This window comes from Paenibacillus gansuensis (assembly GCF_042684925.1).
GTDB lineage: Bacteria > Bacillota > Bacilli > Paenibacillales > DY6 > Paenibacillus_N > Paenibacillus_N gansuensis.
In genome coordinates this window covers 234,849-260,181 of the sequence record NZ_JBHUME010000011.1, presented here as the reverse complement: position 1 = coordinate 260,181, position 25,333 = coordinate 234,849, and the positions used below count along the sequence as shown (strand labels likewise).

Below are 25,333 nucleotides of genomic sequence, written 5' to 3'. Positions count from 1 at the left end.
TTAGGAGGAAACATTTTGAGATCTTTAACTGATAAAACATATTGCAATCCCATCATGCCTAGCGGGGCTGACCCTTGGATGTATCGTCACGAGGACGGTACCTATTACTTCATGGTGACTTGCGGGGACCGGTTAGAGTTATATCAATCCAAAGTGATGAGCCATTTGGACGAAGCTGTAAAACAGACGATTTGGCTGCCTGAAGAAGAAGGACCCGGAAGTCGAGATCTTTGGGCGCCTGAGATTCATTATGTTGAGGATACCTGGTATGTGTATTTCACGGCAAGCGACGGCAGCGGAGATAAATCCCGGCGTATTTACGTACTTGAAAATCAAAGCCCGGACCCTATGCAAGGGAAGTGGGTGAACAAAGGTGCCGTGAATACAGCGGTCCCTGGATTGGATGGAACGATTCTGCAGCATGGCGGGAAGCTCTATTTCATGTATGCCGGTTATGGTCACTTCCCTGAGTATGGATCGGCTATTTATGCCGCGCTGATGACGAATCCCTGGACGTTAACGGGGAAGGAAGTACTGCTGACCAAGCCTGATTATGACTGGGAGAAACAGGGGGGGATGGCGATTAATGAAGGGCCATGTTTTCTGCACCGGTATGGCAAGCTCTTTCTGATCTATTCCGCCAGCACGACCTGGTCGGACGACTATTCCCTTGGTATGCTGGCTGCGGAGGAGAACAGTGACCTGCTAAACCCTTCATCTTGGGTCAAAAGCAAGCATCCGGTATTTAAAAAGTCGGTGGAAAACGGCGTATACGCCCCCGGCCATAACAGTTTCACCACTTCGCCAGACGGCACCGAGGATTGGATCGTATACCACGCGATCCCTTTATCCGAAGGAGGGATGGAGCGCAGGCAGCCGTGCATGCAGAAGTTCTATTGGACTGGAGAGGGGCTTCCTGATTTCGGCATCCCGGTTGCGTCCGGGGTAGAGTATCCGGTCCCTTCCGGAGAAGAGTGAGAGTACAAGGTTAGGTTAAGATGGTTTGATAGAATGGGCTGCTGTACATTAGTTCCATTTCTACCGCGTTGGATAATCAGGATGCTACATTTTATGTAAAATAAAAATGGAAGAAGCCTTGACCTCACGCGACAATATTGGTTAACAAGACGTCCTTTTGCGAATAGAAAAATGTCGATCTCAAAACCAAAAATTCGAGGGGGACTCAACCATGGCTGACAAATTGGCCGAACGAATTTTCAAAATTAGAGAGCCCTTTCAACCCTCTTTATAAGCAAGTTCAGAAACAAGGAATTATTATAGGGGGCTGCGAAGCCTATGCGAATTACTTCGAGACAGGCGAAGATATGAAACAAGCCGGTGTAGGATTTGCAGAGAGCAATGAGGCTGGAGGACATTCTAAATTTTCCAGGTACATGAAAGAGGGCTATGTGCCAATTATCCTCTAAGCAGGATGAATTGTAACGTCGATATTCTCACCGGTTGACATACGACAGGGCTGCCTTTAAAGGTGAAGTTACCTTTAAGGACAGCCCTTTTTTAAATCGTGGGTATGCTTAATCGTTCGCTGAAATCCAGCTGTAATCCCGTATTATACCGTCGGCGAATTTTACTTTTTCCACTTCATAGTTCGCGCTGTAATAGTAATCCAGCACTTTTACTTTGTCTGTTGTGCCGGAGAAGCTGATAATCAGGTCATCTCCTGAGCGGGTGAAGGTTGCTGCGGTAGAGTTCAAGCCGGTGAAGAAGATCGTATCAGAATCGGTGGAAGAAGTATCGTAGTCTTCCACATAATCGTAGCCGAAGCTGCCTTGGAACAAATACGTATCATTGCCGGCAGTACCGTAGATGTTGTCATTTCCGCCAAGACCGTCGATCACGTCAGCTCCGCCGGTATCATACAGTGTGTCTGCACCGCTCGTACCCGAGATGGTAGGTGTTGGAACGGTACCACCGCCGCCTCCGGAAGGGGAAGTGCCTCCGTAAATGTTGCCTGTGGAGGAAGTGATGGTACCGCTGTTCACGTTGAGCGTATAATTCAACACGTTAGTGCCGGTCCACGTACCTAAGTTGAATGTGCTGCCGCTGAACAGCTTGGTTACAGACACATTCGTGAACGTAAGCGGCGATCCGCTGACTACTGTCGTTGGAGCTGTTGTGCTTTTGGCAATATAGGCTCCTGTGTTCGAAGCGCCCGGCTGGGTCAAAAGCGTTGCGTTCCCGTTGCTTTCCACAACGAGGGCGGACTGTTCATTAACAGCTATGCCTTTGGCTGTTGTAGTCCAACCGTCTTTGATGTTGCGAGCCATAAATGTTAAGAGGCGGCCCATCCGGTCCCGCTGCTCAAAGTGAGAGTCTGCAATAAAACCGCTGTTTACCGGGGTCGTGACTAGATTTTGGGAGAAGGACATCAGGCTGTTATAAGGATTGGCCAGTGCTGTAGAGGAATCCAGGGAGGAGGAACCGGCCGAAATGGCGTCATAGACAAATTGTCCCTGAATCATTTCCCCTGCGCTCGTGCCGCCAAAGGGTATACCAGCCGAGATCCGGCTGTTCAACGCCGCTCTTGCCGTTCCCGTACCGGTCACTGAAAGAAACCTGGTATAATCGGCCTGGTTGCCGCCTGCAAAGAAGATGCCTTCAGCTTTATTAATTTTATCGATGACAAAAGCATCCGTTGCCGCCGCCTGCAGTTTTGTGGCGTTCCCCCCAGCCAAGAGAAGGGTGCTGACGGAATTTAAAGGTTTACCCTGTGCCGTTGCCAGATCGTAGACGTAGGAGTCATAAGCGCTTGTTCCCGTTGCCCGGATAATGAGGAAATCCCCGCCGTTCGCTTTGTTAATCATCCAGTTGAACGCCGCATCCACATCGGTGCCGCCGCCCATGAACACTTCGCCAAACGTTGTGGTTTTGGTGACATCCGGAGCATTATTGTTGCTATAGCGGTAATACGTGTAATTGGTACCGGTGGTCGTTACTTCGGACGGTGCGGCGGACACGGCTGCGGGCAGGGCGGTGATCAAAAGCGCCGAGGCCATTGCCATCGGCAGGAGCTTGCGGTAAACCTTTCTCATCATCAAAACACCTCTACTTTGGTATGGGATAGGTACAGAGATGTAATAAGCAAACTTTGTGCCAATTGTAAGGGAATATAACATGTTCTTCTGAGGCTATTTTATAGAGGGGCAGCTTCCTTTGAGCCTAAATGTTGTCAACTTAGATGGTTTAAAAAAACAAATGGGTTCAATTGTTAGTAACCAATAATTAGCCATGTTATCTAAAATCACATAAATGTTACACAAAATGAATTTCACTAACTCACGCCAGAATTACGCTATAATGGAAATTGAAATCAAAACCTAAGGAGGGAACCGATGAAAATTATTGTATTAGACGGCTATACTCTGAATCCGGGAGATTTGAGCTGGGCTGGAATGGAGGCGCTCGGGAAACTGGACGTATACGAACATACGGCGCCGGAACAGATTGTGGAGCGGGCTGCCGGGTACGAGATCGTAATCACTAATAAGACGCCGATTACACGGGAGACTATAGACGCCCTGCCGGACATGAAATACATAGGTTTGCTGGCTACGGGATATAACGTCGTCGATGTTGATTATGCACGGCAGAAAGGCATTCCGGTCACGAACATTCCGGATTACGGCACTCATTCCGTTGCTCAGATGGTGTTCGCCCTCCTTCTGGAGCTGACGAATCATGTACGGGAGCATGCAGATGCAGTGCGCGGCGGGGCTTGGAGCCGAAGCCGGGATTTTTGTTTCTGGAATCAACCGCTGACGGAATTGGCAGGCAAAACAATGGGGATTATCGGTTACGGACGCATCGGGCAGCAGGTGGGGGTCATTGCGGAAGCTTTCGGGATGAACGTACTGGCGGGCAGTTTTCGTCCCGGCCGCGGGGCCGAACAAAACGGAGTTCGGAGGGTGGATATAAAGACACTGCTGAGCGAATCGGATGTCGTCAGCCTGCACTGTCCGCTTATGCCGGAAACGCAGGGGATGCTGAACCGGGAGACGTTAGCGCTGATGAAACCGTCGGCAATCCTGATTAACACATCCCGGGGACCGCTAATCGTGGACGAGGACCTGGCAGATGCATTGAACCGGGGAATCATCGCAGGTGCCGGGCTGGATGTGCTGGCAGTAGAGCCGCCTCCTATAGATAACCCTCTTCTTTCGGCGAGGAACTGCATCGTCACGCCTCATATCGCCTGGGCAACTAAGGAGGCGAGATCAAGGCTGATGGATATTGCAACGGCGAATGTGAGTGCTTTTTTGAACGGGGCTCCGGTAAATGTAGTGAATTAGTGTCAGAAAAATGGAGACAGGCGGTCCATTCTGCTGTGTGCAGAAAGACCGCCTGTCTATTATCTTTCTACAAACTGCAAGTAAATAGGACAGCTGCGGCCAGAGCAGTGATCAATGGCGCTGAGGCCATTGCCATCGGGAGCTTATTTAACGCATTAACACGGTTTATGGAGGGGATTGTATAGAATACGGCTGTCACTTCTTTGGGGAAGTCCGGCTTTTTAATTATGAAGTGATAATGACGCAAAGGAGCTGCTTAAGATGAAAACTTATAACTGTGGACTTGATATTACCCTGGAGGTTGTAGGGGGGAAGTGGAAAGCGTTAATTTTATACTATTTGTTAACAGGACCGAAACGTACGGGCGAATTAAAGCGCCTTGCCGATAACATAACCCAGAAGATGCTCATACAAACATTAAAAGAATTAGAGGCGAATGGTCTTATTCATCGTAAAACGTACAATCAAGTCCCGCCGAAAGTTGAATATTCGGTAACAGAGCTTGGGGAAACGTTGAAACCCGTTTTAGAATCGCTTTGTAAATGGGGAGAGGACTATGCGGAGAGCACCTTCAATAAAAATGAATATCAAATTTTAAATGCAAATTAATACTTGACTCAAAAAGGCGGTCTCTCCTGTACTAATGCAGGAGGACCGCCTATAAATCATTCTTCATTTCTTCAACAGTAAATAAATAAAATAAGGCGCACCGATCAGCGCGACCACAACCCCTGCGGCCATCCCTTCGGGCTGGAAGGCATTGCGTCCAATTACGTCTGCGAGAAGCAGCAGGAAGCCGCCGAGCAGAATGCCGACAGGCAAGGAAAGCTGATGGCGGGGGCCGACCAGCCCTTTGGCGATGTGCGGAGCCATCAGCCCAACAAAGGAGATGCCGCCGGTGACGGAAACGGCGGATGCCGCAAGGGCAACGGCCAGGAAGAGCAGGACCGTTCTTTCACGGCCGAGCCGGACGCCTACCCCAATGGAAGCAGGGTCGCTCAGTCCGAGCAGGTTCAGGCGCTGAGCCATGGCCAGCGTCACCGGGATACATACAAGGAGCCAAGGCAGCATGGCAAGGATGAAGGGCCAGTCGTCCCCCCAAATATCGCCTGCAAGCCATTGCGCGATAAAATCGACTTTCTGCCGCTCGGCTGAAGACATCAGCACAATCATGACCCCGGACAAAGCCATGGACAGGCCGACGCCGGTTAAGACCATGCGTACGGGCTGTAAGCCGGTATGCTTGCGGAGCGACAACACATAAATCAGGGATGCGGCCAGCAGCGCCCCGGCAAATGCAGCCACAGGCAGCAAGTAAGCAAAGTGCCCGGCATCGATCGGAGCGAACAAAAAGAATACCGCAATGGCAACCCCGGCCCCCGAGTTGATGCCGATGATGCCCGGATCGGCTAAATCATTTCTGGTGATCCCTTGTAAAATGGCGCCCGACAGAGCTAAAGCCATCCCTGCAAGCACAGTAATGACGATCCTCGGCAGCCGGATAGAGAAGAGTACAAAATCCTCTTTAAACGTTCCCTGTCCCATCAGGGTGGGGATCAGGCGGTCAAAAGACAGCGGGGAAGGCCCCAAACCGGCACTGACGGCGGCCAAGGCGGCAATAATGACGAGCAGCCCGATGACAATCAGACGTTGTTTGCGCAGCAAGGCAGGATGAATCATGAGAATTCACGGCCTCCTTTGTACACAACGTAAAGGAAGAACGGCAGCCCGATTACCGCAACTACAGCGACTACGGGTGTTTCCAGGGGAGCGTTCAGCGTCCGGCCGACGAGATCGGCAAGCAGCATGAAGATGGCTCCGGCCACTGCCGACATCGGTATGATAAACCGGTAATCAGTCCCGACCATGGCCCGGACGATGTGCGGAATCATCAGGCCTAGGAACACGAATTTGCCGGCCAAAGCTACCGACGCGCCGGCTAACAGGATGATTACGATCAGCAGTGCCGTTCGGATCAGGGTTATATTCTGTCCGAGGCCGGCCGCAACTTCCTCGCTCAAGCTAAGGACGGTCAGCTGGCGGGACAGCAGGATGGCTGCGATAATGCCTGCGGCCACTACAGGAACGATGATTTGGAGCTGGCTCCAAGTAGTTCCGATCAACCCGCCTGCATTCCACAAGGACACATCTTGTGAAATATGAAAATATAACGCGATTCCTTCAGCAACGGCATAAAGGAATGTCGATATGGCCGCCCCGGCCAGCACCAGGCGGAGCGGGGAAAACCCGCCCCGGCGCAGGGAGCCGATGCCGAAGACCAGCAGCGTGCCGCCGGCAGCGCCCAGGAAGCAGGCGATGACAATGCCAACTGTGCCGAGGGAAGGCAGCAACGCCATGGAGAGTGCCAGCGCGGCATTCGCCCCGGCGGTGAGCCCGAGAAGGCCGGGATCGGCAAGCGGATTGCGAGTGATCCCCTGCATGACGGCGCCGGATACGGCGAGCGCCGCTCCCACGGTCAACGCCGCAACTTCCCGCGGCAGGCGGATTTCCCGCAGCAACAGCACCTGCTCGTTCCCGGTGCCGGAGACGATGGAAAGCCATACATCCTGCAGGGTTACATCCGCCGCACCGAAGATCATGGCTATAGCGAACATCGCGGCCAGTCCCGCAAGCCCTGCGGCCAGTTTATATACGAACGGAAGGGTTCGCTGTGTCGTACCAGGTATCATCTTACTCACCTAAGAAATGCTTTACAAAAAACTCCAGCTGATAATCCAGCGTCAACGGGTCGTTAAAGTAAAACTCGCGTGCGTCGGCGACGAAGGCGCGATTGTTCTTCACCGCAGGGATGTTCTTATAAGTCTGAGTCTCCATGTAGGCGTTGTCGGAATCCGGGAATTTGCTGACGATCAGATAGTCTCCTGCGAATTGAGGCAGCACTTCAAGGGAGAGCGCATAGTATCCCGGCTTTAGAGCCATCTCCTTCACTTTGGCCGGCATCGCTAGCTTCATTTCCTGATACAAAATCTCCGTACCGCGGCCCCAGTTGTTTCCGTACACATACAGCTGCTTATCAAAGCTCTCGACAACGGAAACGGTAGTGTCTGCGCCGATTTTAGCTTTTATTTTAGTTCCGGCTTCCTGCGCGCGTTTGCGGAAATCATCGATCCATGCTTTGGCTTCCGCTTCTTTGTTCAACAATTTTCCGATTTCCAGGTGCTGCGTCAAATAATCTACTTTTCCGTAGGTGTAGGTTACAGTCGGTGCGATTTGCTTTAATTTGTCTACGTTCTTGATGTTGGACAATCCGATGATCAGGTCAGGCTGCAGTTCCAGAATTTTCTCCAAATCCTCGTCGGTCACAGTTTCCACGTTCTTCAGGACGGCGTCGTAGCGCGGGTTCATTTTGGACCAGGAATCCACGCCTACCAGAGGGACATTCAGGGACATCACATTTCCCGCAAAAGAGGACAGGACCACTACGCGCTGCGGATTCGCAGGTACGTCTACCGGTCCGTTTTCGGATTGATACACAATCGTTCCGGATTTGGCGGTGTCAGCGGCGGGTTCGGTTTTGCTGCTGTTTGAAGCTGAATTGGCGTCTTTAGGATTTGCGTTCGAGCCGGCTTCCTTTGCAGGAGCGTTGTTACAGGCGGTGCTAACCAGTAATAGCAAAAGTACGATCAGGTAATGTTTCTTTTTCACGAAAGGAGTCTCCTTTAAGTAAGTTATAGGTAATGCACATCGGTTTGTTTGTCCGGGGATCGGTACCGATTTCGGCATCGATGTTGAAAACTTTTCGCAGGGTAGAAGGGGTAATGACCTCTTCGCAGGGACCGGCCTGCACGATCCGTCCGTCCTTCATCGCAATCAGATAATCCGCAAAACGGGCCGCCTGATTCAAATCGTGAAGCACCATCACAATGGTCCGCCTCTGCTCCCGGTTGAGCTGCTGCAGCAGTTCGAGCACTTCGAGCTGGTGTGCCATATCGAGATACGTAGTGGGTTCATCGAGGAAGATAATGTCCGTTTCCTGGGCCAGAGCCATCGCAATCCATACCCGCTGCCGCTGGCCGCCGGATAGAGCGTCGATCGGGCGGTATTTAAAGTCGGAAGTTCCCGTTACCTGAAGCGCCCAGTCGATCACTTCATAGTCTTTGCGGGCCAGCCTTCCGAAGCCTTGCTGGTAAGGATATCTGCCGTAGGAAACCAGCTCGCCCACAGTCAAGCCGCTTGCGCTTTCGGGAGTCTGCGGGAGAATGGCGATCTTGCGGGCAAGCTCCTTCGTATTCTCCTTGAAAATATCTTTGCCGTCCAAAAGGACCGAACCGGTACAATGCGGATTGATGCGGGTAATCGTCTTCAGCAGAGTGGATTTGCCGCAGCCGTTCGGGCCGATGATGGCCGTAATCTGTTTGTCTGGAAAAGACACGCTCAAGTTGTTGACAATGGTCCGCTCCCCATATCCGATACTGAGATCTGATGTTTGCAACCGGGACACAGCTTCACCTCCAAATGGTTTATGTAAACTAATTTCCTCAATAGTGGAATGGCTTGTGAGAAAAAATGGATGATAATGATTCTCATTATTATTCACGTTTATGAATATAACTTCGATACTCGGGGTTGTCAACTTATTTTTAGTTGTGATAGTGGTGATATTGCTGGCGTTGCATAGTGGCTGCAATGCTCACTTGCATAGTGGCTTGCATAATGGCTGTATTGCTGCGTTGGCTGCGAAAAGTTGTAGTATCCGCAACATATTTTGTCTCTGAGGGCCTGCTGTAGGGGAAATGTTGTAGTTTCTGCACAAAATTGGCTTTGCGTGCGCTAAATCGCGGGAATATGTTGTACATAATGCAACAATTAAAGAAATTCGGCAGAAATATAGGAGATTATGTTGCAATAAATACAACTAACCGGAATAGGGACAGGGCTGTAACTTTCTACATGGGACTCGCGGAATTCCCGGTTCGGGTAGGTTCTCAATTCTTTTTAGAGTTGATATTTCCCACCGCACCCTTTATACTTTTCATTGAGAATGATAATCATTAATAGTTCGGAGCGTTGAAATGATGAGCCAACATATAATGAATACAGATACAGTAATTAAGTTCGATCCGGAAGAAGTATACGATGTAACGATTATCGGAGGGGGGCCTGCGGGTCTGTACTCCGCTTTCTACAGCGGGCTGCGGGAGATGAAGACGAAGCTCATCGAATTTCAGCCGGTGCTGGGCGGGAAAGTGCATGTGTACCCGGAGAAGATGATTTGGGATGTAGGCGGGCAGCCTCCGATTCCCGGGGCCAGGCTGATTGAGCAGATCGTGCAGCAGGGGCTGACGTTTCAGCCAACCGTTGTGCTCCAGGAGAAAATAGTATCGCTGTCCCGGAACACGGAGGGGCTGTTCGTGCTGCATGCGGAATCGGGCCGCCTGCATTACTCGAAAACCGTGATTGTAGCTGTCGGGAGCGGGATTCTGAATCCGCAGAAGCTGACGATCGAGGGCGCGGAGCGCTTCGAGGTTACCAATCTGCATTACACGGTGAAGTCGCTGAAACAGTTCAAAGATAAGACCGTTCTGCTGTCCGGCGGCGGCAATTCCTGCGTCGATTGGGCGAATGAGCTGCTGCCTTTTGCCAAGCAAGTAATCGTTACGTACCGGAAAGACGCCTTCACAGGACATGAAGCGCAGGTGAAGCAGCTGATGGAAAGTTCGGCGAAATGCCTGTTCCACACGTCCATTACCCGGCTCATTGCGGGCGAAGGCGACACCTCTAACGTCATCCGGAAAGTAGAGTGTACCCGTCATGACAACAGGGAAGTATTCGAGCTGGACGTAGATGAAGTTATCATCAACCACGGCTATGAACGGGATGCGTCTCTTCTGGAACAGAGCGAGCTGAATATCGAGATGGCGGAGGCCTCCTATATTGCGGGAACATCGCAAAGCGAATCTTCCGTGGAGGGGCTATATGCGGCGGGCGATATTTTGCATCATGAAGGCAAGCTTCATCTGATTTCCGGGGCGTTTCAAGATGCGGCTAATGCCGTAAACCGGGCGAAGCGCTTCATTCAGCCGGACGCGCAGCAGCACGCGATGGTTTCCTCGCACAACGAGGTGTTCAAGGAACGGAATAAGGAAGCAGTGAAACAGTGGGTCAGGTAACAGGTTCAGTGCGGAAATAGTGAATTGGATCGGAAAAGTTATGATGCTTTTTTCCTGTATTTCTGTTATCTTTCTAGCAGGTTTATCTACTTACAGGAAGGAAGTTCCGTCCCGATGAAATGGAATGCGAAGAAAGACAAGTCATTTTACTCCAGCCTGTTTACTGTGCTGACTATTACCATCGTGGCTACCATTATTATTCTCTCTACGATTCTATATTTAAACTTTGAAAGTATCGTGGCGAAGCAAACCTACGAGCATACGATCCGCAATCTGGAGCAAACGTCGCAGGATGCTTCCGTCATGGCGGTTACGGCCTCCTCTTTTGCCAAACAAATCTACAACGATGTGCAGGTAACCCGGCTGTTGAACAATATTGCGACAGATCCCGTCGATCTGTTCAATCTCATCAGCCAGCTGAATGCCTACCGGGCGACATCCCCGTTCATAGATTCCATCTATATATACAACGCCAAAACGAGAACGTTCTACATCAGCTCGGACCTGTCCTCGGCGCTTGGCGAGTTTACGGAACAGGAAGTGGTGGACAGGGAAGCGGTCGACATCGTGCACCATTTGGACCTCTATAAACCGCTGATGCCCATCCCCCGCCAAATGAAAGTCAATAACATTACCAATCCGCTGGAGAAAAAGAGGGACATGTACACGTTCCTCCTCTTCGACACGCTGAGCAATAAACCAAGGCAGAATACGGTGATCGTCAATGTCTCGGAAACCCAGCTGCACAAGAAGATCGACGGTTTGCTGACGCAGTCGGAAAGCAATACGTTCATTATCGACAGCAGCGGTACGCTCATGTCCAACAGCTGGAAGTACCCGATCCTGTCGGACATTTCCAACAAGGCCTTCGTCAGCAAAATCCTTCATCAGCCCTCCTCTTCAGGCTATGTGCGCGAGAAGGTGGACGGCGTTGACTCCTTTATCTCCTTTACACAGCCGGACAGCCTGGGATGGCGTTACATCCGGATTATGCCGTACCACGAGGTTATGGAGCGGATTGAAAGCATGCGTTGGAAGACAATCTCGATTGCGGCTACGATCCTGCTGATCGGGCTGCTGATCTCCTATCTCATTTCAAGCCGGATGTTCCGCAAAGTGGACCGGAAGCTCGCGCAGTTAAGTCAGCTGGAGACGGAGCGGCGGGACAGCATCCATATTTTGCGGCAGGAGTATATGAGGAATGTGCTGCTCGGCTGGGAAAAGTGCCCGGCGGGGCGGGCTGAGGAGCAGTTCAAACGGTACAGTGTCCCTCTTCGTACAGACCAGCCGATGGCTATGGCGCTGCTGAAAATCGACCATTACCATGATTTCACCGAGCGTTATAACAACGACGACCGGAAGCTTTACAAGTTTGCGATCATGAACATTGCTCAGGAAGTATTGTCGGTAAATACGGATGCCTTCGCGGTGGACATGGGAGAGGACCGGATCGCCGTTATTTTGGGCGGCGCGGCTTTAATGGCGGATCATGCCGATTCCGCACTGCTGAAAGAGGTAAAGAAACTGCAATTCGCCGTTAAGGACTGGCTCAAAATGTCGGTATCCGCCGTTTGCAGCGGGCCGGCCGACAGCCTGGATCATTTGCATGCCTTATATAATCAGGTGCTTTCCGCCTCGTACCACAGGCTGTTCTACGGACACGAGTGCGTCATCGACGCGGAGAAAGTGGAAGGCTACAAGAGCAAGAAATATGTGTACCCGCAGGCCAAAGAAAAGCAGCTGATCGATGAACTCATGCTGGGCCGCATAGAGGAAGTGAAGCGCCAGTTCAGAGCTATTATAGAAGAGACGGCGGAATACTCTTTCGTGTCCTTCCAACTAGCTTTCTCCCAATTGTCTTTAGCAGTGAATAATACAATTTCCACCATCGGCCAGTATTCGTTTCAATCGGAGGGGCTGGGCCTGCAGCCGATTCATACCGTCGTGAACGATCAAGTAGAAACGTTGGAAGAAATTCTTAAGCGTTTCAACGAGCTGTTTGACGAACTGGCCTCCAAGCTGGATGAGAAGCGCAAATCCAAGCACGATGATCTGGTCCAGAGCATTACGCAGATCGTGGACGAGCGGTTCGGGGACCCGGACCTGTCGCTGGATGTCATTGCGGACGAACTGGGCCTTTCCTCAACGTATATTGGCCGGATTTATAAGCAGCACACGATGAAAACGATCCTTGGCTACATCAGCGAGGTTAGGATGAACAAAGCGAGAGAACTGCTGCATGGCACGAATGAGTCCATAGGGGACATTGCGGAACGGATCGGATACGCCAATGGGCCGTATTTCTTTAAAGCCTTCAAAAAGGCGAACGGCGTCACCCCGGCGGAGTACCGGAAACATGTCAGACAGCAGCAGGACACCTCGGGAACGATGTAAACTGAACAAGCGGCTTTTGCCTTGAAACCAGGGCGAAAGCCTTTTTTTGTGCCCAAAAGACGGGAAAAGTGACTGAGTTCGAAATAATACAGTGCTGGAATGTCGCTTAAATAGAGTCATATCGGGGATGAAACGTTGTTGGTGCAGGCTGTGCGGATTTATAGTGAATTTGCAGCAGAGACGCTGTGTGAAACACGTACCAAGGAGGCCAATACATGCATACGTTTCTATCCGAACTTAGGCGCAACAAAGTGTTATTTTTCATGCTGCTGCCGACGCTGATCTTTTTCATCATCTTTAGTTACTTTCCCATGGTCGGCATCTACTACGCATTTACTCAATACAGCTTTGAGGGGGGCTTATTCGGAAGCAAGTTCGTCGGAATGAAGAATTTCGAGTTTCTTTATAAATCCGGCGTGCTATGGAACCTGACGAAGAACACCGTGCTGTACAATCTGGCGTTCATTATTCTCGGCAACATCCTGCAGCTTCTGAGTGCGATTTTTCTGGCTCAGATTCCGGGGAAGCTGTTCAAAAAGACGACGCAGTCGATCATTTTTCTCCCCTACTTTATCTCTTGGGTACTGGTAGGCGCATTCGTGTACAACTTGTTCAATATTGATACCGGCGTAATTAACGCGATACTGAAGCAACTGGAGCTGCCTCCTTATGATTTCTATATGAGCACGGCACCGTGGAAGTATATTATTGTAAGTTTCAACATTTGGAAAGGCCTCGGTTACGGCATGATTATTTATCTGGCGGCCATCATGAGCATCAGCGAGGAATATTACGAGGCGGCGAAGATCGACGGGGCTAATATTTTCAAGCAGACCTGGCACATTACGCTGCCGCTCCTGATGCCCACCTTCGTGATGCTGATCCTGTTCAGCTTGGGCGGCATTTTGAAGGGACAATTCGACCTGTTTTATCAAATTATCGGCAACAACGGCATTCTGTTCGAGTCGACGGATATTATCGATACGTATGTCTTCCGGTCCCTTGCGGTGAATTTCAACATCGGGATGGGAACGGCCGCAGGGCTTTATCAATCCCTCTTCGGGTTTGTGCTGATCCTTACCGTGAATTATATCATCAAAAAAACCCGCGAAGATTACGCACTGTTCTAGAGGAGGACGTTATGAGAATCAAAACCGAACCATCAACCATCGTCTTTAACCTCGTAGGCTATGTCCTGCTGGCGCTGCTGGCGCTGTTCTGCCTTACCCCGTTCTGGCTGATGGTCAGCGGATCCTTTTCGGATGAAATGGACATCGTGAGCAAAGGGTTTCAGATTATCCCGGACAACTTCTCGTGGGAAGCATACAAATCCGTGTTTCAGTCACCTGAACAAATTTACCGTGCTTACGGCGTAACGATTGGACTTACGGTCGTCGGTTCGGTGCTGGGCCTGCTGCTGACATCCATGGCCGGGTTCGTGCTATCGCGCCAGGAATTCAAGTACCGGAATTCATTTTCCTTCTTCATCTACTTCACGACGCTGTTCAGCGGAGGCTTGATTCCGTGGTACATCCTGATGGTGAACCAGCTCCACTTGAAGGACAGTTATCTCGCGCTGCTGCTGCCGCCGCTGCTCAGTGCGTGGAACATCATTTTGATGAAAAATTTCATGAAATCCATCCCCGACTCCATTGTTGAATCTGCCAAAATCGACGGAGCGGGCGAGTTCTACATTTACTGGAAGCTCATTCTTCCGCTCTCTACACCGGGGCTTGCCACGATCGGCCTGTTCCTGGCGCTAAGTTACTGGAATGACTGGTTTCTGGCTAACATTTTCATTACTTCGACGGAGAAATATCCGCTGCAGTTTCTGTTATACAAGATACTGGCCAGCGCGGCTGTCCTTCAGACGAACGCAGCGAACTACGTGTCCGCTAATGTGACGCCGCCGACGGAAACGCTGAAAATGGCTGTTGCCGTAGTTGCTACGGGACCGATTGTGCTTCTGTATCCTTTTGTGCAGCGGTTTTTCGTAAAAGGACTTACCATCGGCGCCGTGAAGGGCTGATGATACGGACATTGGTTGGATCCGGCTATTGCCGGCTGACATAGTTTTGCGCTTTAATGAAAAAGGAGGAGTCAACAATGAGAAAAAACAGGGGAACGTGGCTGAAACTTTCCATGGTGCTCACGCTGGCGGTAACACTGCTTGCCGGCTGCAGCGGATCCAATGAGGGAGCTCAGGGCAACAAAGCGAATGCAGGCAACGGGGCGGCGGTGAACCAGCAGGACCCAAGCAAGCCGGACACTTCAGAGAAAGTCGAGCTTGTCTGGTACCTTGTAGGGGATGCGCATAAAGATCAGGAGCAGATTGTGGCCGAATGGAACAAAATGCTGGAGAAGGATCTGAACACGACTGTTAAGCTGAATTTTACAACATGGAACGACTGGCAGACGAAATATAACCTGCTGCTGACTTCCGGCGAAAAAGTGGATATGATGTTTGCTTCCTCTTGGGCGGATTTCTACCGCTTGGGCAAACAGGGCGCGTTCCTGGATGTGAAAGACCTTCTGCCGAAGTACGCCCCGGAAACGTGGAAGCAGATCCCGCAGGAACACTGGGCTGATGTAACCATCGACGGCAAAATCTTCGCGATTCCCAGCACATACAATGAATATGCACCGGACGGCTGGGTATACCGTGAAGACTGGCGCAAAGAGCTGGGGACGCCTGAAATTAAGGACCTAGCTTCCATTGAGGCTTATCTGGACGCTGTAAAAACGAAGAAGAACGTTACTCCGATTAACGGGATTGCTTTTGATAACGTGTTTAAACTGTTCCGCTATTATCACGATTATCAGCCTTATATAAATGAGAACAGCCCGATCGCTTCTACGTCTTACGACAATCCGCGCGACATCATCAACTATGTAGATACACCGGAATATGAGGCATGGGTTAAGAAGATGAAGGAATGGCAGCAAAAAGGCTACTGGACAAGCAACTCTCTTTCTTCCAAACAGGAAGCCGGCGATTTCATCAAGACGGGCCAAGGTGCGATTTATTGGAGAAATCCGTCTGCAGCAGGCGGCTTTATTAACGAGATCAAGGCGAAGAAGCTAAATATGGAAATTGCTTACTTCCCGTTCACACGTTTCCACAACTATGTGGTACCGACGTTGTCGATCACAAACGGTATGGCAATTCCTAAAAATGCGGCTCATCCGGAGCGCGCTTTGATGGTGTTGGATAAATTGAGAAACGACCCGAAATACTTTAACCTGATGACTTACGGAATTGAAGGACGCCACTGGGCACAAGGAAAAGACGATAAACACATTGTAGTTCCTGCTCCGGGTGTGGACTTGAACGAAGTGCCGCGCTACGATATCGCAAGCTGGGGCTGGCGCTATGAGCCGAACATGAAGACCGAAGACGGCGGCTGGGACGGCATGGCTAAGCTGAACGAAGAGTTCAAGGCAATCAGCAAACCGAACACGTTGAGTTCCATTACGCTTGATTTCGAGCCGGTAAGCGCGGAATTGGCTGCTGTGAACCAGCTGGTAGAGCAGTATGGACGTCCGTTGATGCTGGGCCTGGTCAAAGATGTGGACCAGAAGCTGAAAGAGTACCGCGAGAAGCTGAAAGCGGCAGGCATCGACAAACTGACGGAGTATGTAAAAACAGAAGTAGATAAACAGTTAACGGCTAAGGGAGTTCAATAGATAAAACGCGGGAAACCCGCGCGGGCGTGCTCAGCAGAGCGCAGCTTGCGCGGGTTTTTGCGTGTGCCGCGCTGCGGGCAAAGTATCGCTGCACGGCGGAGCAGTCGGGTGCAGCGGCAGCTTGCAGCGGGCAATCCTAGGCTGCCGGGCAGCTGATTGTTGTACTTTGTGCAACATTTCAGGCCCTTAGGGGCCGGCGGGAGCGTATTGATGTATTTTGTGCAACATTTAGCGCAATGGGAGGCTGCTGGGCGCCCGATTGTTGTACTTTGTGCAACATTTCAGGCCCCTAGGGGCCGACGGGAGCGTATTGATGTATTTTGTGCAACATTTAGCGCAATGGGAGGCCGCTGGGCTGCCGATTGTTGTACTTTGTGCAACATTTCAGGCCCTTAGGGGCCGGCGGGAGCGTATTGATGTATTTTGTACAACATTTAGCGCAATGGGAGGCTGCCGGGCGCCCGATTGTTGTACTTTATGCAACATTTCAAGCCCCTAGGGTCCGGCGGGAGCGTATTGTTGTATTTTGTACAACATTTAGCTCAATGGGAGGCCGCTGGGCAGCCGATTGTTGTACTTTGTGCAACAATTTGGACCTTCTCTCGGCATGATCGGCCCCAAATGTTGTACTGAGTACAATATTCTTCCGAAATACACCCTTTTACCGGTCAAAATGTTGTATAGAATACAACATTCCGTAACTAACGTGGGAGGTACTGCCCTTGCGCAGCCAAACTGCATTATCTAGGGCGGCAGCTGCCGTAAAAAAGCCGGCAGCGGACAAAAGTACCGCTGCAGGGCGGAGCTGTTGCGTGCAGCGGTCAAAAGTACCGCTGCAGGGCGGAGCAGCCTCGCGCAGCGGACAAAAGTACCGCTGCAGGGCGAAGCTGTTGCGTGCAGCGGTCAAAAGTACCGCTGCAGGGCGGAGCTGTTGCGTGCAGCGGTCAAAAGTACCGCTGCAAGCCGGGCCCGCCGTGCGCAGCGTCCCGCCTTTTAAGTCACATCGCAAAAGTATAGCGGTTCGGCGGGCTGAAAAGGTGAGAAAAGTCAGGAATAGACAGTTGATGAAAGGCGGGGCGAGGGGCTATGGTCGAAGGGCAGGACACCACAATATTGAAGGAGGAATTGTAATGAAGAAAAAGGCGTTCAAGTGGCTGGCGGTAGCCCTATGTGCAGGGTTGCTGCAGCAGCCGATCCTGATGCCGAAAGCGTCTGCCGCGGGTGAAGTTGTAAGCGTTTACCTGACAACGGCGGATAAGAGTAACTTGCTGACTGCCAAGCCGACCATGAACTTTCAGGCTGACAGCGGCACCAACTCAACTACGATCGATGTGGACCCAAGTGTAACGTATCAGACGTTTGACGGGGCCGGGGCCGCCATCACCGGTTCTTCCGCCTATCTGATGCAGAAAAAAATGAACGCCACGCAAAGGGACACCTTACTGAACGATTTGTTCGGATCCAGCGGCATTGGGATCAGTTTGGTCCGCCACACCATCGGCGCTTCCGATTTTAACCAGGACGGCAGCTGGACTTACGATGATGCACCGGCCGGCGAGATGGATTACAACTTAACGCGCTTCTCTATCGCTAAAGACGCCGACGTCATTGCTGCGATTAAAGGAGCTATGGCCAAGAACAGCGCCCTGAAAGTGATGGGAAGCCCGTGGTCCGCGCCGGCGTGGATGAAAGTGAACGACCAACTGCACGGTTCCTATCTGAAATATTGGGACAGCGGGGTTTACACGTCCTATGCCAACTATTTTGTGAAATATTTGAAAGCCTATCAGGCCGAGGGAGTTCCTGTGTATGCCATCACGGTTCAGAACGAGCCGGATTATGCCACAACAGGCTATCCTTCGATGAGTATGGGCCCGTCCGAACAAGCCAATTTTATCAAAAACTATCTTGCGCCCGCTTTCAACAACAATCAGCTGAACACGAAAATCATCGGTTTTGACCATAACTGGGATAAATCCTGGTACCCGGATCAGCTGCTGGCGGATGCCGACGTGCGCAATGTGATTGACGGTACCGCATGGCATTGCTACGGAGGAGATAACGCATCTCCGCAATCCACCATTCACGACAAGTACCCGACCGAAAATATTTACTTTACGGAGTGCTCCGGCGGCGGTTGGGCGACCAATTTTGGCGATAACATGCAATGGTTCATGACGAACATTATTATTGGAACGGCTCGGAACTGGGCCAAAACAACACAAACCTGGAACCTGGCGCTGGACCAGAACGGAGGCCCGATTAACGGCGGGTGCACGAACTGCCGCGGTGTGGTGACTATCGACTCAAATACAGGAAATTACACCAAAAATGAGGAGTATTATGCGCTAGGCCACCTGACGAAATTCGTGAAACCGGGCGCGGTGCGTATCTCGACAAATAATTTCAGCGGCGGCATCGAGAACGTGGCCTTCCGCAATCCGGACGGTACGATCTCCTTACTGGCTGTCAACAACAGCAGTTCCCAGAATACGTTCAAGGTACGTTGGAACGGTCAAAAAATCGAGTACACACTGCCGGCCAAGGCTGCAGTCACTCTGCAATGGCAGGGAGGCAGCGGCATGAGCATTAGCAACCCGATCCAAAATGCGGGTTTCGAGACAGGCAGCCTGTCGAACTGGAGCGAGTGGCATCCCGCAGGTCAGGCGTTAGCTCACAAAGTGGACTCGGGCGATCCGCATAACGGTACTTATAAGCTGGTTCACTACGAGGGCGGGGCTTACCAGCAGCTCACTTCCCAGCAACTTACTGTACCTAACGGAACCTATAAGTTGTCCGCATGGGTGCGCTCCGGCGGCGGGCAGAAAGCAATGCACCTGTATGCCAACGGATACGGCGGTAATGAGGTGACGGCAGCCATCGGCGGCACAGCCGTCAGCAGCTGGACCAAATACGAGACGGCCTCCTTTACCGTAACCAACGGTACTGTAAACATCGGGGTATGGACCGATGCAAATGCAGGGAACTGGTCGGTGTTCGACGATTTTGAACTGGTAAAGATCAATTAATACGGGGGTATGGAAAGTAAAGGGCGGCCTTAGGGCAGTCCTCTTTTTTATGAAATTACTTTCTACTAATACTTCTAATCTTTGTCACATTCTTTTCTCACCGTTCTGCCTTATGATAGAAGTACTACCTTCGTCTTATGCTGGAAGTAGCGGGTTACGCTTCTGGAAATGACTTCCTGAACCCATGGACTCATTTTCTATCCGGTCTGTTACAAAGCATTATTTTATGGGGTAAAGTATAAGGGGTAATTTATGGATTACTTTGATGTAGGAGATGCCTGGATGAAATGGAAACGTTCGGTCGGGCTGCTGGTCCTGGCAGTATGGATAGGCTTGTTAACTGCTTGTTCCTCTTCGGGCGGGTCCCTGCTCCCTCCAAATCATTACGGGGAAGAAGCCGGGGTGCAGCAGATGAGAGCGCTCCTCTATCCTTTTGTTACGGAAGATTTGTCCGGAAAGTATGGTGTATATACGAATTACATTGAGTCGGATCAGAACGCCCCTATGGCGACCGGCCATGAGGTTCTCAGCGAGTCGGCCGGCCTTCTTCTCCGGTTTTATGCGCTGACGGGCCAAGAGGACCGCTATCGGGAAGAGTGGGAGCGCACCAAGGCGGTATTCGGCCGTGAAAAGATGTTCAGCTACCGCTACAGCCCAAAGCTGGATAAACAATATGAAGTCAACGCGGCTGTAGACGATCTGCGCATCATCCGTTCCTTATACGAGGCCGGGGAGAAGTTTGACGACCGGTCCTATACCTCATTGGCCAAACTATACGGCGGCAAATTTTCCGAAATTGTGATCCAAAACGACAAATTATACGATTTCTATGATGACCGTCTGCTCAAAACCAACGATGCTATCACCTTATGTTACATCGACCTGAAGACACTGCAGCTGTTTCTGCCCAAAAAGCAGGAGAAAGAGCTGATCCCCGGCCTGCTCAGCATCATCTCCGGGGGATATTTGTCCGATTCCTTCCCTTTTTACGCTGCAAGTTATAACTACAGCACGGGAACCTACAACAAGGACAGGATCAACACGTTAGAATCGGTGCTCACCATTCTGGCTCTGACGGAAATCAACGCCCAGAAACCGGAAAGCATTTCTTTTTTGAAGAAGCACGTGAAAGAAGGCACATTGTACGGACGGTATACGCCGGACGGGGTGCCCGATACAGATATTCGCTCCACTGCGATTTATGCCGCTGCAGCGATGATCGGTTCCCAGCTGGGTGACGAGGAGTTATATAAGGACAGTATGCTGCGGGTTAAAGAGTTCCAAATCAGGGACGAGAACAACCCGCTCAACGGCGGCTTCGGCGACGCGGCAGGCCAGGCCTACTCGTTTGATAATTTAATGGCGCTGCTTGCTGCAGCCTATTGACCGGAATTATGAAATTTTATGCTTACAGGGGGAAGTGCAGCTATGAACAACATCATTACTCCAGCTGCTTCCCGGGTTGAATCTGCTTCGTTTCTACAGCGGTACTTCCGGCTTATGACGCCTGCGGCAGCTGCGGCTCTGGGAATATTTCTGATAACCGCACTCGCCTTGTTTACGCCTCCGTACGTAGGTATGGCCGATAACGGGGACTATTTCCGCGTAGCATATGGAAACGGCTTGTATTTTAATGATCCCGAGTACGGGAAGCAGTATTTCGGATATTACGTAAAACAGTATGGAATTTTTCAGTACTTTAACGAAAATCCATCCATGATCATGACGTCGCAGTCTTTGTTTATCCAAATTTCGGTTTGGCTGAATAAACTCCTGTTCAGTACTCAAGTGTTTGATCTGAGAATTCAGGCCCTTCTCTATTTGACCCTATATACTGCTGCTGTTTATGTTCTTGTGGAGGCCGCGACATGGCGGCTGGAGAGGATCCGCGGCTACCTTATCGCAGCTTTAGCTGTGTTTATATTCGGCGATACCGCTTATACGGCTTACTTCTCTTCTTTTTACAGCGAATCTGTAGTTCTGATTATGATGGTATTTTTGCTCGCATCCGGCCTGCTTCTATACAGGGGACGCTACAACGATTATGCCATGATCGCTTTGTTCGGGACGAGCGGATTCCTGTTGACTACCAGTAAACAGCAGCATGCGCCGGTAGGGCTTCTTATCGCGGCTGTCGGCGTGCTCTTCCTGATGCTGCGCAGGGAATGGCGGTTCCGTGCCGTTACGGCAGCCATACTCGTGACTGTGATGGCGGCAGGGGTGGCCAGCTATGTGCTGATTCCGCAGGAATACGTGTACATCAACCAGTATCATGCCATGATGAGGGGGGTCCTGAAGGACTCGCCGGATCCGGAAAAGACGCTGGAATCGTTCGGCATAGACAAGCAGTATGCTTTGTTGAATAAAAGCATTTACTACGAGCCCTATCCTACCATTGAAGCCGATGACCCGCTGCTGCAGAAATCGTTCTATCCCAAATACGGATTCGTTTCGATAGCTCTGTACTACGTAAAGAATCCGGGACAGGCGGTTCAAATGCTGAATTTTGCAGCGAAAAACGCATTTACAATCCGGCCGGAGGCAATGGGTAATTATGAGAGATTTGCAGGTAAACCGGCCGGTACGAAGACATTCTTTTTCTCTGGTTACAGCATTTTCAAAAAGGCGCTTAGCCCGAAAACAGCCGGTTTCATTGTTATTTGGGTCATATTGATCATCGGCCTGTATGCGCCTCATTTTGTGTCGTCCTATCTGCGAAGGGACTGGAGACAGCTTCTGCGTCTTCCCCTGATGGGGCTCCTGATTCTGATGGGTTTGTCCGGTATTGCAGTTTCCGTCATCGGGGCGGGTGACGCCGATCTGGCGAAGCATGAATTTATGTTTACTGCTGCGTTTGACCTGGTTTTGTTCGTAACCCTGACAGACGCTATCGGTAGGCGCCTGTGGGCTGAACGGGAAACCAAAGCGCGAAGGAGGGGGATGTCATGAAGAAACGGCTGCTCATTCAGCTGGCTGCCATTCTATGCTTCCTTCTTCCGTTAGGCGCTGCCTGCCGCGCAGAAGCGGCTGAGGAACCGAAAGTGCTTCTGCTCTATGACAGTTTAGGAGCAGGTACATCCAAAGAGGGCAACGTAGAAGAATTGAAACGCCTTCTGTATGCTTTCCGGCTGAGCGTAACCGTGAAGCCGCTCCAAAGCTACGAAGCAGGTGATTTGGCGGACTATAACCGTATCATTAGTATCCGTAACGCTCCAGACTTGTCTTCCTTGTGGACTAAAACGGATTTTGCAGCTGACAGCAGCAGTTACAACGGCGCATGGATGCACATAGGGGCGGAGCCTCCGCAACGAATCAGCAACGGTTTACAGCTGGGGCTGCGTAATGGGCGCCCCGGAGCGCTGGAGTTATCCGACGGGCGGTTCAGGCAGAGGTTTCTGACAAAGGAACCGATCTCTTATGCATTTCAAATGAAGGCCGGCACTGCCGAATATGGCGAGCTTGCTTCGGAGCCGGAGGGATGGAGTGCACCCTATGGCATTTCGGACGGGCGTTATGCCTATGTTCCGTATTATGTCCGTGGGGACCTTAGCAAGATAGCTATATCGGGTGTCCTTAAAGGCTGGCTGCAAATGGGCCGGCAAGGCTCTACGTATCTGATGTTCACGGATGTGTACCCTTTTTCTGATTTAGAGCTGCTCCGCAGGATGGCGGATGATTTGTACAATTCGGGATTTCCGTTTCTGATCAGCGCCCGGCCGGTCTTTTCCAATGAAGAGTATCCTGCCATGAAGCGTTACCTGGAGACGCTGAAATATGTACAGAACAGGAACGGTACCGTCCTTGTGCAGACACCTGCCGTGTATTCCGCAATCAGCGGCAGCAACCCTCTATTGAACACTCAGCTGGAGCGGTTCCTGGATACGCTGATTGCCGGCGGTATCGCTCCCCTTGGTATCGGTGCGGAGCTTTATTGGGCCAACGACGGGCTGTTCCGGGCTGAGGGGTTGTCGTTCTTCGATTCGGCGGTGCTGTTTCCCAACAAGAAGCCGATGCCCCGCGCGCCCGTAAATACATCGCAGCCGTTCCGTTCATCGCCGTATATGATGGAGCTGAGCGATCTGCAGCAGTACGATCAGACCGGTTTGTCGCTGGGAGCGTTCCCGATGGATACGGCACTTGCCGCCGCCATGCCTGAAACGCAGAAGGAATGGCAGGAGATGCTGCCCCTGCTGGAAGAGCGGTGGATGACTATAGCGGATTACAAAAACACACCGCATAGCGTGCATACCCGCCGCTATTATGTTCAATCCGAGGGCGGCATCCTGAAAGTGAACGGCAGCACGGTGGCTTTGGGCAACGCCTACGCCGAAGTGAAATCCAAACATGTTTATCAGGAGGCGAATGCGCAGAGTTTAACGACTCTTTTTTCCTGGCAGAACAAGTTCTTCATTGTCGTCATCGTGCTGTCCTTGCTTGTATTCGCTTATTTTTACTACATCGGGCGAAGGCTTTACAAACGCAAATACATGAAACAAGGAGAAAGCATATGACGTTAGCCGATATTCTTATGCTCTTATCCGTTCTCTGCATCTGGTCCTTGCTGCTGGTGAACGTCGTGCTGATTATCGCCGGATATCTGTACTATATCGAATGCGAAACTTCGCCGCTGCCTCAGCTGCCCCGGGTACTTCCGTTCGTCACGATCATGGTACCGGCCCACAATGAGGGGAAAGTCATTGGGAAGACAGTGGAGTCCCTGCTGGCACTGGACTACGACCCCGACCGCTACGAGATCATTATCATTAACGATAACTCTTCGGATAACAGCAGCGAGCTGCTTCAAGGCATACAGAATCGTTATAAGGACCGTAATCTGACGGTGATTAATACGGACAAGGTCACTGGCGGCAAAGGTAAGTCGAATGCGCTGAATATCGGATTTGCTCAAAGCAAAGGGGAACTCATTGCCATCTATGATGCGGATAACACACCGGAAAGAAAGGCCCTCTCCTATCTCGTGGCTGAAATCGTGAAGGACGGCTCGCTGGGAGCCGTGATCGGAAAGTTCCGGACGCGGAACCGGAATGCGAACCTGCTGACCCGGTTCATCAACATCGAAACGCTGTCTTTCCAATGGATGGCTCAAGCAGGTAGATGGAAGCTGTTTAAGCTGTGTACAATTCCGGGAACGAACTTCATTATGCGGAGGAGCATCGTGGAACAGATCGGCGGGTGGGATGTCAAAGCGATAGCTGAAGATACGGAAATCAGTTTCCGCATTTATATGATGGGGTACCGGATCAAATTCCAGCCGATGTCTGTCACATGGGAACAGGAGCCGCAAACCGTAAAGGTTTGGTTTAAACAGCGGTCGCGGTGGGCCAAAGGTAACATTTATGTCATAGTCAAAAATGCAAAGCTGCTTTTCAACCCCGCAGCAGCCCGCATCCGTTTCGACATTGCCTATTTTCTGTCTATCTACTTCCTGCTGCTAAGCTCGCTGCTTACGTCGGATGCACTGCTGATCCTCCACGCGCTGGGTTACGTTCACACCACGCTGGCCGGATTAAGCTCCTTCCTGTGGGCGCTCGCCATTACCCTGTTTGTAGTGGGAACTTATATTACGCTGATTACGGAAAAAGGGGAACTCAAGCTGTCCAATCTGTGGATCATCCTGCTGATGTACGTCTCCTACTGCCAGATGTGGATGGTTGTGGCGGCCTACGGATTATATGCCTACATAAAGGATCAGATTCTCAAGCGCGAAGTGCGCTGGTACAAAACGGAACGTTTTTGAAAAAAGGATGGTAAAGGACGTGCA

At 51.1% G+C, this 25,333-nt stretch carries 19 protein-coding genes; 14 read left to right on the top strand and 5 right to left on the bottom strand.

Features of this window, described 5'->3' with window-relative positions; genetic code table 11:
- The first annotated feature begins 15 nt into the window (after nucleotides 1–15).
- Nucleotides 16–978 (top strand): glycoside hydrolase family 43 protein, encoded by a 963-nt coding sequence (locus ACFSUF_RS18445; RefSeq protein WP_377605194.1) that lies wholly within the window; start codon nucleotides 16–18, stop codon nucleotides 976–978.
- Between the two features lie 557 nt (nucleotides 979–1,535).
- Here the strand turns inward: ACFSUF_RS18445 and ACFSUF_RS18440 are convergent.
- Nucleotides 1,536–3,056, bottom strand: coding sequence for a calcium-binding protein (locus tag ACFSUF_RS18440; RefSeq protein ID WP_377605192.1), 1,521 nt, complete (start codon nucleotides 3,054–3,056; stop codon nucleotides 1,536–1,538).
- A 297-nt stretch (nucleotides 3,057–3,353) separates the two neighbouring features.
- On the opposite strand from ACFSUF_RS18440, the gene ACFSUF_RS18435 reads away from it, so the two are divergent.
- The gene (locus ACFSUF_RS18435) at nucleotides 3,354–4,310 is read left to right on the top strand and encodes a D-2-hydroxyacid dehydrogenase (RefSeq protein ID WP_377605191.1); all 957 of its coding nucleotides are present in this window, start codon (nucleotides 3,354–3,356) and stop codon (nucleotides 4,308–4,310) included.
- A gap of 261 nt (nucleotides 4,311–4,571) precedes the next feature.
- Nucleotides 4,572–4,919 carry a winged helix-turn-helix transcriptional regulator gene (locus ACFSUF_RS18430; RefSeq protein WP_377605189.1) on the top strand — a complete coding sequence of 116 codons (348 nt, stop codon included), beginning with the start codon at nucleotides 4,572–4,574 and terminating at the stop codon, nucleotides 4,917–4,919.
- A 63-nt stretch (nucleotides 4,920–4,982) separates the two neighbouring features.
- Here ACFSUF_RS18430 and ACFSUF_RS18425 read toward each other — a convergent pair whose 3' ends face one another.
- The 4 genes from ACFSUF_RS18425 to ACFSUF_RS18410 are packed head-to-tail and all read right to left on the bottom strand — an operon-like array spanning nucleotide 4,983 to nucleotide 8,772.
- Nucleotides 4,983–5,990 (bottom strand): FecCD family ABC transporter permease, encoded by a 1,008-nt coding sequence (locus ACFSUF_RS18425; RefSeq protein ID WP_377605187.1) that lies wholly within the window; start codon nucleotides 5,988–5,990, stop codon nucleotides 4,983–4,985.
- Nucleotides 5,987–6,997 (bottom strand): FecCD family ABC transporter permease, encoded by a 1,011-nt coding sequence (locus ACFSUF_RS18420; RefSeq protein ID WP_377605303.1) that lies wholly within the window; start codon nucleotides 6,995–6,997, stop codon nucleotides 5,987–5,989. Before ACFSUF_RS18420 ends, ACFSUF_RS18425 begins: the two co-directional genes overlap by 4 nt.
- A 4-nt stretch (nucleotides 6,998–7,001) precedes the next feature.
- Nucleotides 7,002–7,976 carry an iron-hydroxamate ABC transporter substrate-binding protein gene (locus ACFSUF_RS18415; RefSeq protein WP_377605185.1) on the bottom strand — a complete coding sequence of 325 codons (975 nt, stop codon included), beginning with the start codon at nucleotides 7,974–7,976 and terminating at the stop codon, nucleotides 7,002–7,004.
- The gene (locus ACFSUF_RS18410; RefSeq protein ID WP_377605183.1) at nucleotides 7,930–8,772 is read right to left on the bottom strand and encodes an ABC transporter ATP-binding protein; all 843 of its coding nucleotides are present in this window, start codon (nucleotides 8,770–8,772) and stop codon (nucleotides 7,930–7,932) included. The genes ACFSUF_RS18415 and ACFSUF_RS18410 overlap by 47 nt, the downstream gene beginning before the upstream one ends.
- Nucleotides 8,773–9,361: 589 nt before the next feature.
- Here ACFSUF_RS18410 and ACFSUF_RS18405 point away from each other — a divergent pair.
- The 11 genes from ACFSUF_RS18405 (at nucleotide 9,362) to ACFSUF_RS18355 (ending at nucleotide 25,309) form a co-directional block, all read left to right on the top strand.
- Complete coding sequence (locus tag ACFSUF_RS18405; protein ID WP_377605181.1) at nucleotides 9,362–10,441, top strand: NAD(P)/FAD-dependent oxidoreductase; 1,080 nt, start codon at nucleotides 9,362–9,364, stop codon at nucleotides 10,439–10,441.
- 114 nt (nucleotides 10,442–10,555) lie between these two features.
- Nucleotides 10,556–12,835, top strand: coding sequence for an AraC family transcriptional regulator (locus tag ACFSUF_RS18400; RefSeq protein ID WP_377605179.1), 2,280 nt, complete (start codon nucleotides 10,556–10,558; stop codon nucleotides 12,833–12,835).
- Between the two features lie 215 nt (nucleotides 12,836–13,050).
- Entirely contained in the window at nucleotides 13,051–13,965 is a 915-nt protein-coding gene (locus ACFSUF_RS18395; protein WP_377605177.1) for an ABC transporter permease, read from the top strand.
- A gap of 11 nt (nucleotides 13,966–13,976) precedes the next feature.
- The gene (locus ACFSUF_RS18390) at nucleotides 13,977–14,864 is read left to right on the top strand and encodes a carbohydrate ABC transporter permease (protein ID WP_377605174.1); all 888 of its coding nucleotides are present in this window, start codon (nucleotides 13,977–13,979) and stop codon (nucleotides 14,862–14,864) included.
- 77 nt (nucleotides 14,865–14,941) lie between these two features.
- Entirely contained in the window at nucleotides 14,942–16,522 is a 1,581-nt protein-coding gene (locus ACFSUF_RS18385; RefSeq protein WP_377605170.1) for an extracellular solute-binding protein, read from the top strand.
- Nucleotides 16,523–17,330: 808 nt separating this feature from the next.
- Nucleotides 17,331–17,519 (top strand): hypothetical protein, encoded by a 189-nt coding sequence (locus ACFSUF_RS18380; RefSeq protein WP_377605168.1) that lies wholly within the window; start codon nucleotides 17,331–17,333, stop codon nucleotides 17,517–17,519.
- Nucleotides 17,520–17,652: 133 nt separating this feature from the next.
- Entirely contained in the window at nucleotides 17,653–19,551 is a 1,899-nt protein-coding gene (locus ACFSUF_RS18375; protein WP_377605166.1) for a glycoside hydrolase family 30 beta sandwich domain-containing protein, read from the top strand.
- A 282-nt stretch (nucleotides 19,552–19,833) separates the two neighbouring features.
- Nucleotides 19,834–20,937 carry a hypothetical protein gene (locus ACFSUF_RS18370; RefSeq protein WP_377605164.1) on the top strand — a complete coding sequence of 368 codons (1,104 nt, stop codon included), beginning with the start codon at nucleotides 19,834–19,836 and terminating at the stop codon, nucleotides 20,935–20,937.
- 42 nt (nucleotides 20,938–20,979) lie between these two features.
- Nucleotides 20,980–22,500 carry a glycan biosynthesis hexose transferase WsfD gene (wsfD, locus tag ACFSUF_RS18365; RefSeq protein ID WP_377605162.1) on the top strand — a complete coding sequence of 507 codons (1,521 nt, stop codon included), beginning with the start codon at nucleotides 20,980–20,982 and terminating at the stop codon, nucleotides 22,498–22,500.
- The gene (locus tag ACFSUF_RS18360) at nucleotides 22,497–24,062 is read left to right on the top strand and encodes a hypothetical protein (RefSeq protein WP_377605160.1); all 1,566 of its coding nucleotides are present in this window, start codon (nucleotides 22,497–22,499) and stop codon (nucleotides 24,060–24,062) included. The genes wsfD and ACFSUF_RS18360 overlap by 4 nt, the downstream gene beginning before the upstream one ends.
- Nucleotides 24,059–25,309 carry a glycosyltransferase family 2 protein gene (locus ACFSUF_RS18355; RefSeq protein WP_377605158.1) on the top strand — a complete coding sequence of 417 codons (1,251 nt, stop codon included), beginning with the start codon at nucleotides 24,059–24,061 and terminating at the stop codon, nucleotides 25,307–25,309. The genes ACFSUF_RS18360 and ACFSUF_RS18355 overlap by 4 nt, the downstream gene beginning before the upstream one ends.
- Nucleotides 25,310–25,333: the final 24 nt, after the last annotated feature.

Bases quoted from the DNA above. Each gene is read 5' to 3' on its own strand.
- ACFSUF_RS18440 (WP_377605192.1), bottom strand. From the start codon at position 3,056: ATGATGAGAAAGGTTTACCGCAAGCTCCTGCCGATGGCAATGGCCTCG.
- ACFSUF_RS18435 (WP_377605191.1), top strand. From the start codon at position 3,354: ATGAAAATTATTGTATTAGACGGCTATACTCTGAATCCGGGAGATTTG.
- ACFSUF_RS18430 (WP_377605189.1), top strand. From the start codon at position 4,572: ATGAAAACTTATAACTGTGGACTTGATATTACCCTGGAGGTTGTAGGG.
- ACFSUF_RS18425 (WP_377605187.1), bottom strand. From the start codon at position 5,990: ATGATTCATCCTGCCTTGCTGCGCAAACAACGTCTGATTGTCATCGGG.
- ACFSUF_RS18405 (WP_377605181.1), top strand. From the start codon at position 9,362: ATGAATACAGATACAGTAATTAAGTTCGATCCGGAAGAAGTATACGAT.
- ACFSUF_RS18400 (WP_377605179.1), top strand. From the start codon at position 10,556: ATGAAATGGAATGCGAAGAAAGACAAGTCATTTTACTCCAGCCTGTTT.
- ACFSUF_RS18395 (WP_377605177.1), top strand. From the start codon at position 13,051: ATGCATACGTTTCTATCCGAACTTAGGCGCAACAAAGTGTTATTTTTC.
- ACFSUF_RS18390 (WP_377605174.1), top strand. From the start codon at position 13,977: ATGAGAATCAAAACCGAACCATCAACCATCGTCTTTAACCTCGTAGGC.
- ACFSUF_RS18385 (WP_377605170.1), top strand. From the start codon at position 14,942: ATGAGAAAAAACAGGGGAACGTGGCTGAAACTTTCCATGGTGCTCACG.
- ACFSUF_RS18375 (WP_377605166.1), top strand. From the start codon at position 17,653: ATGAAGAAAAAGGCGTTCAAGTGGCTGGCGGTAGCCCTATGTGCAGGG.
- ACFSUF_RS18370 (WP_377605164.1), top strand. From the start codon at position 19,834: ATGAAATGGAAACGTTCGGTCGGGCTGCTGGTCCTGGCAGTATGGATA.
- wsfD (WP_377605162.1), top strand. From the start codon at position 20,980: ATGAACAACATCATTACTCCAGCTGCTTCCCGGGTTGAATCTGCTTCG.
- ACFSUF_RS18360 (WP_377605160.1), top strand. From the start codon at position 22,497: ATGAAGAAACGGCTGCTCATTCAGCTGGCTGCCATTCTATGCTTCCTT.
- ACFSUF_RS18355 (WP_377605158.1), top strand. From the start codon at position 24,059: ATGACGTTAGCCGATATTCTTATGCTCTTATCCGTTCTCTGCATCTGG.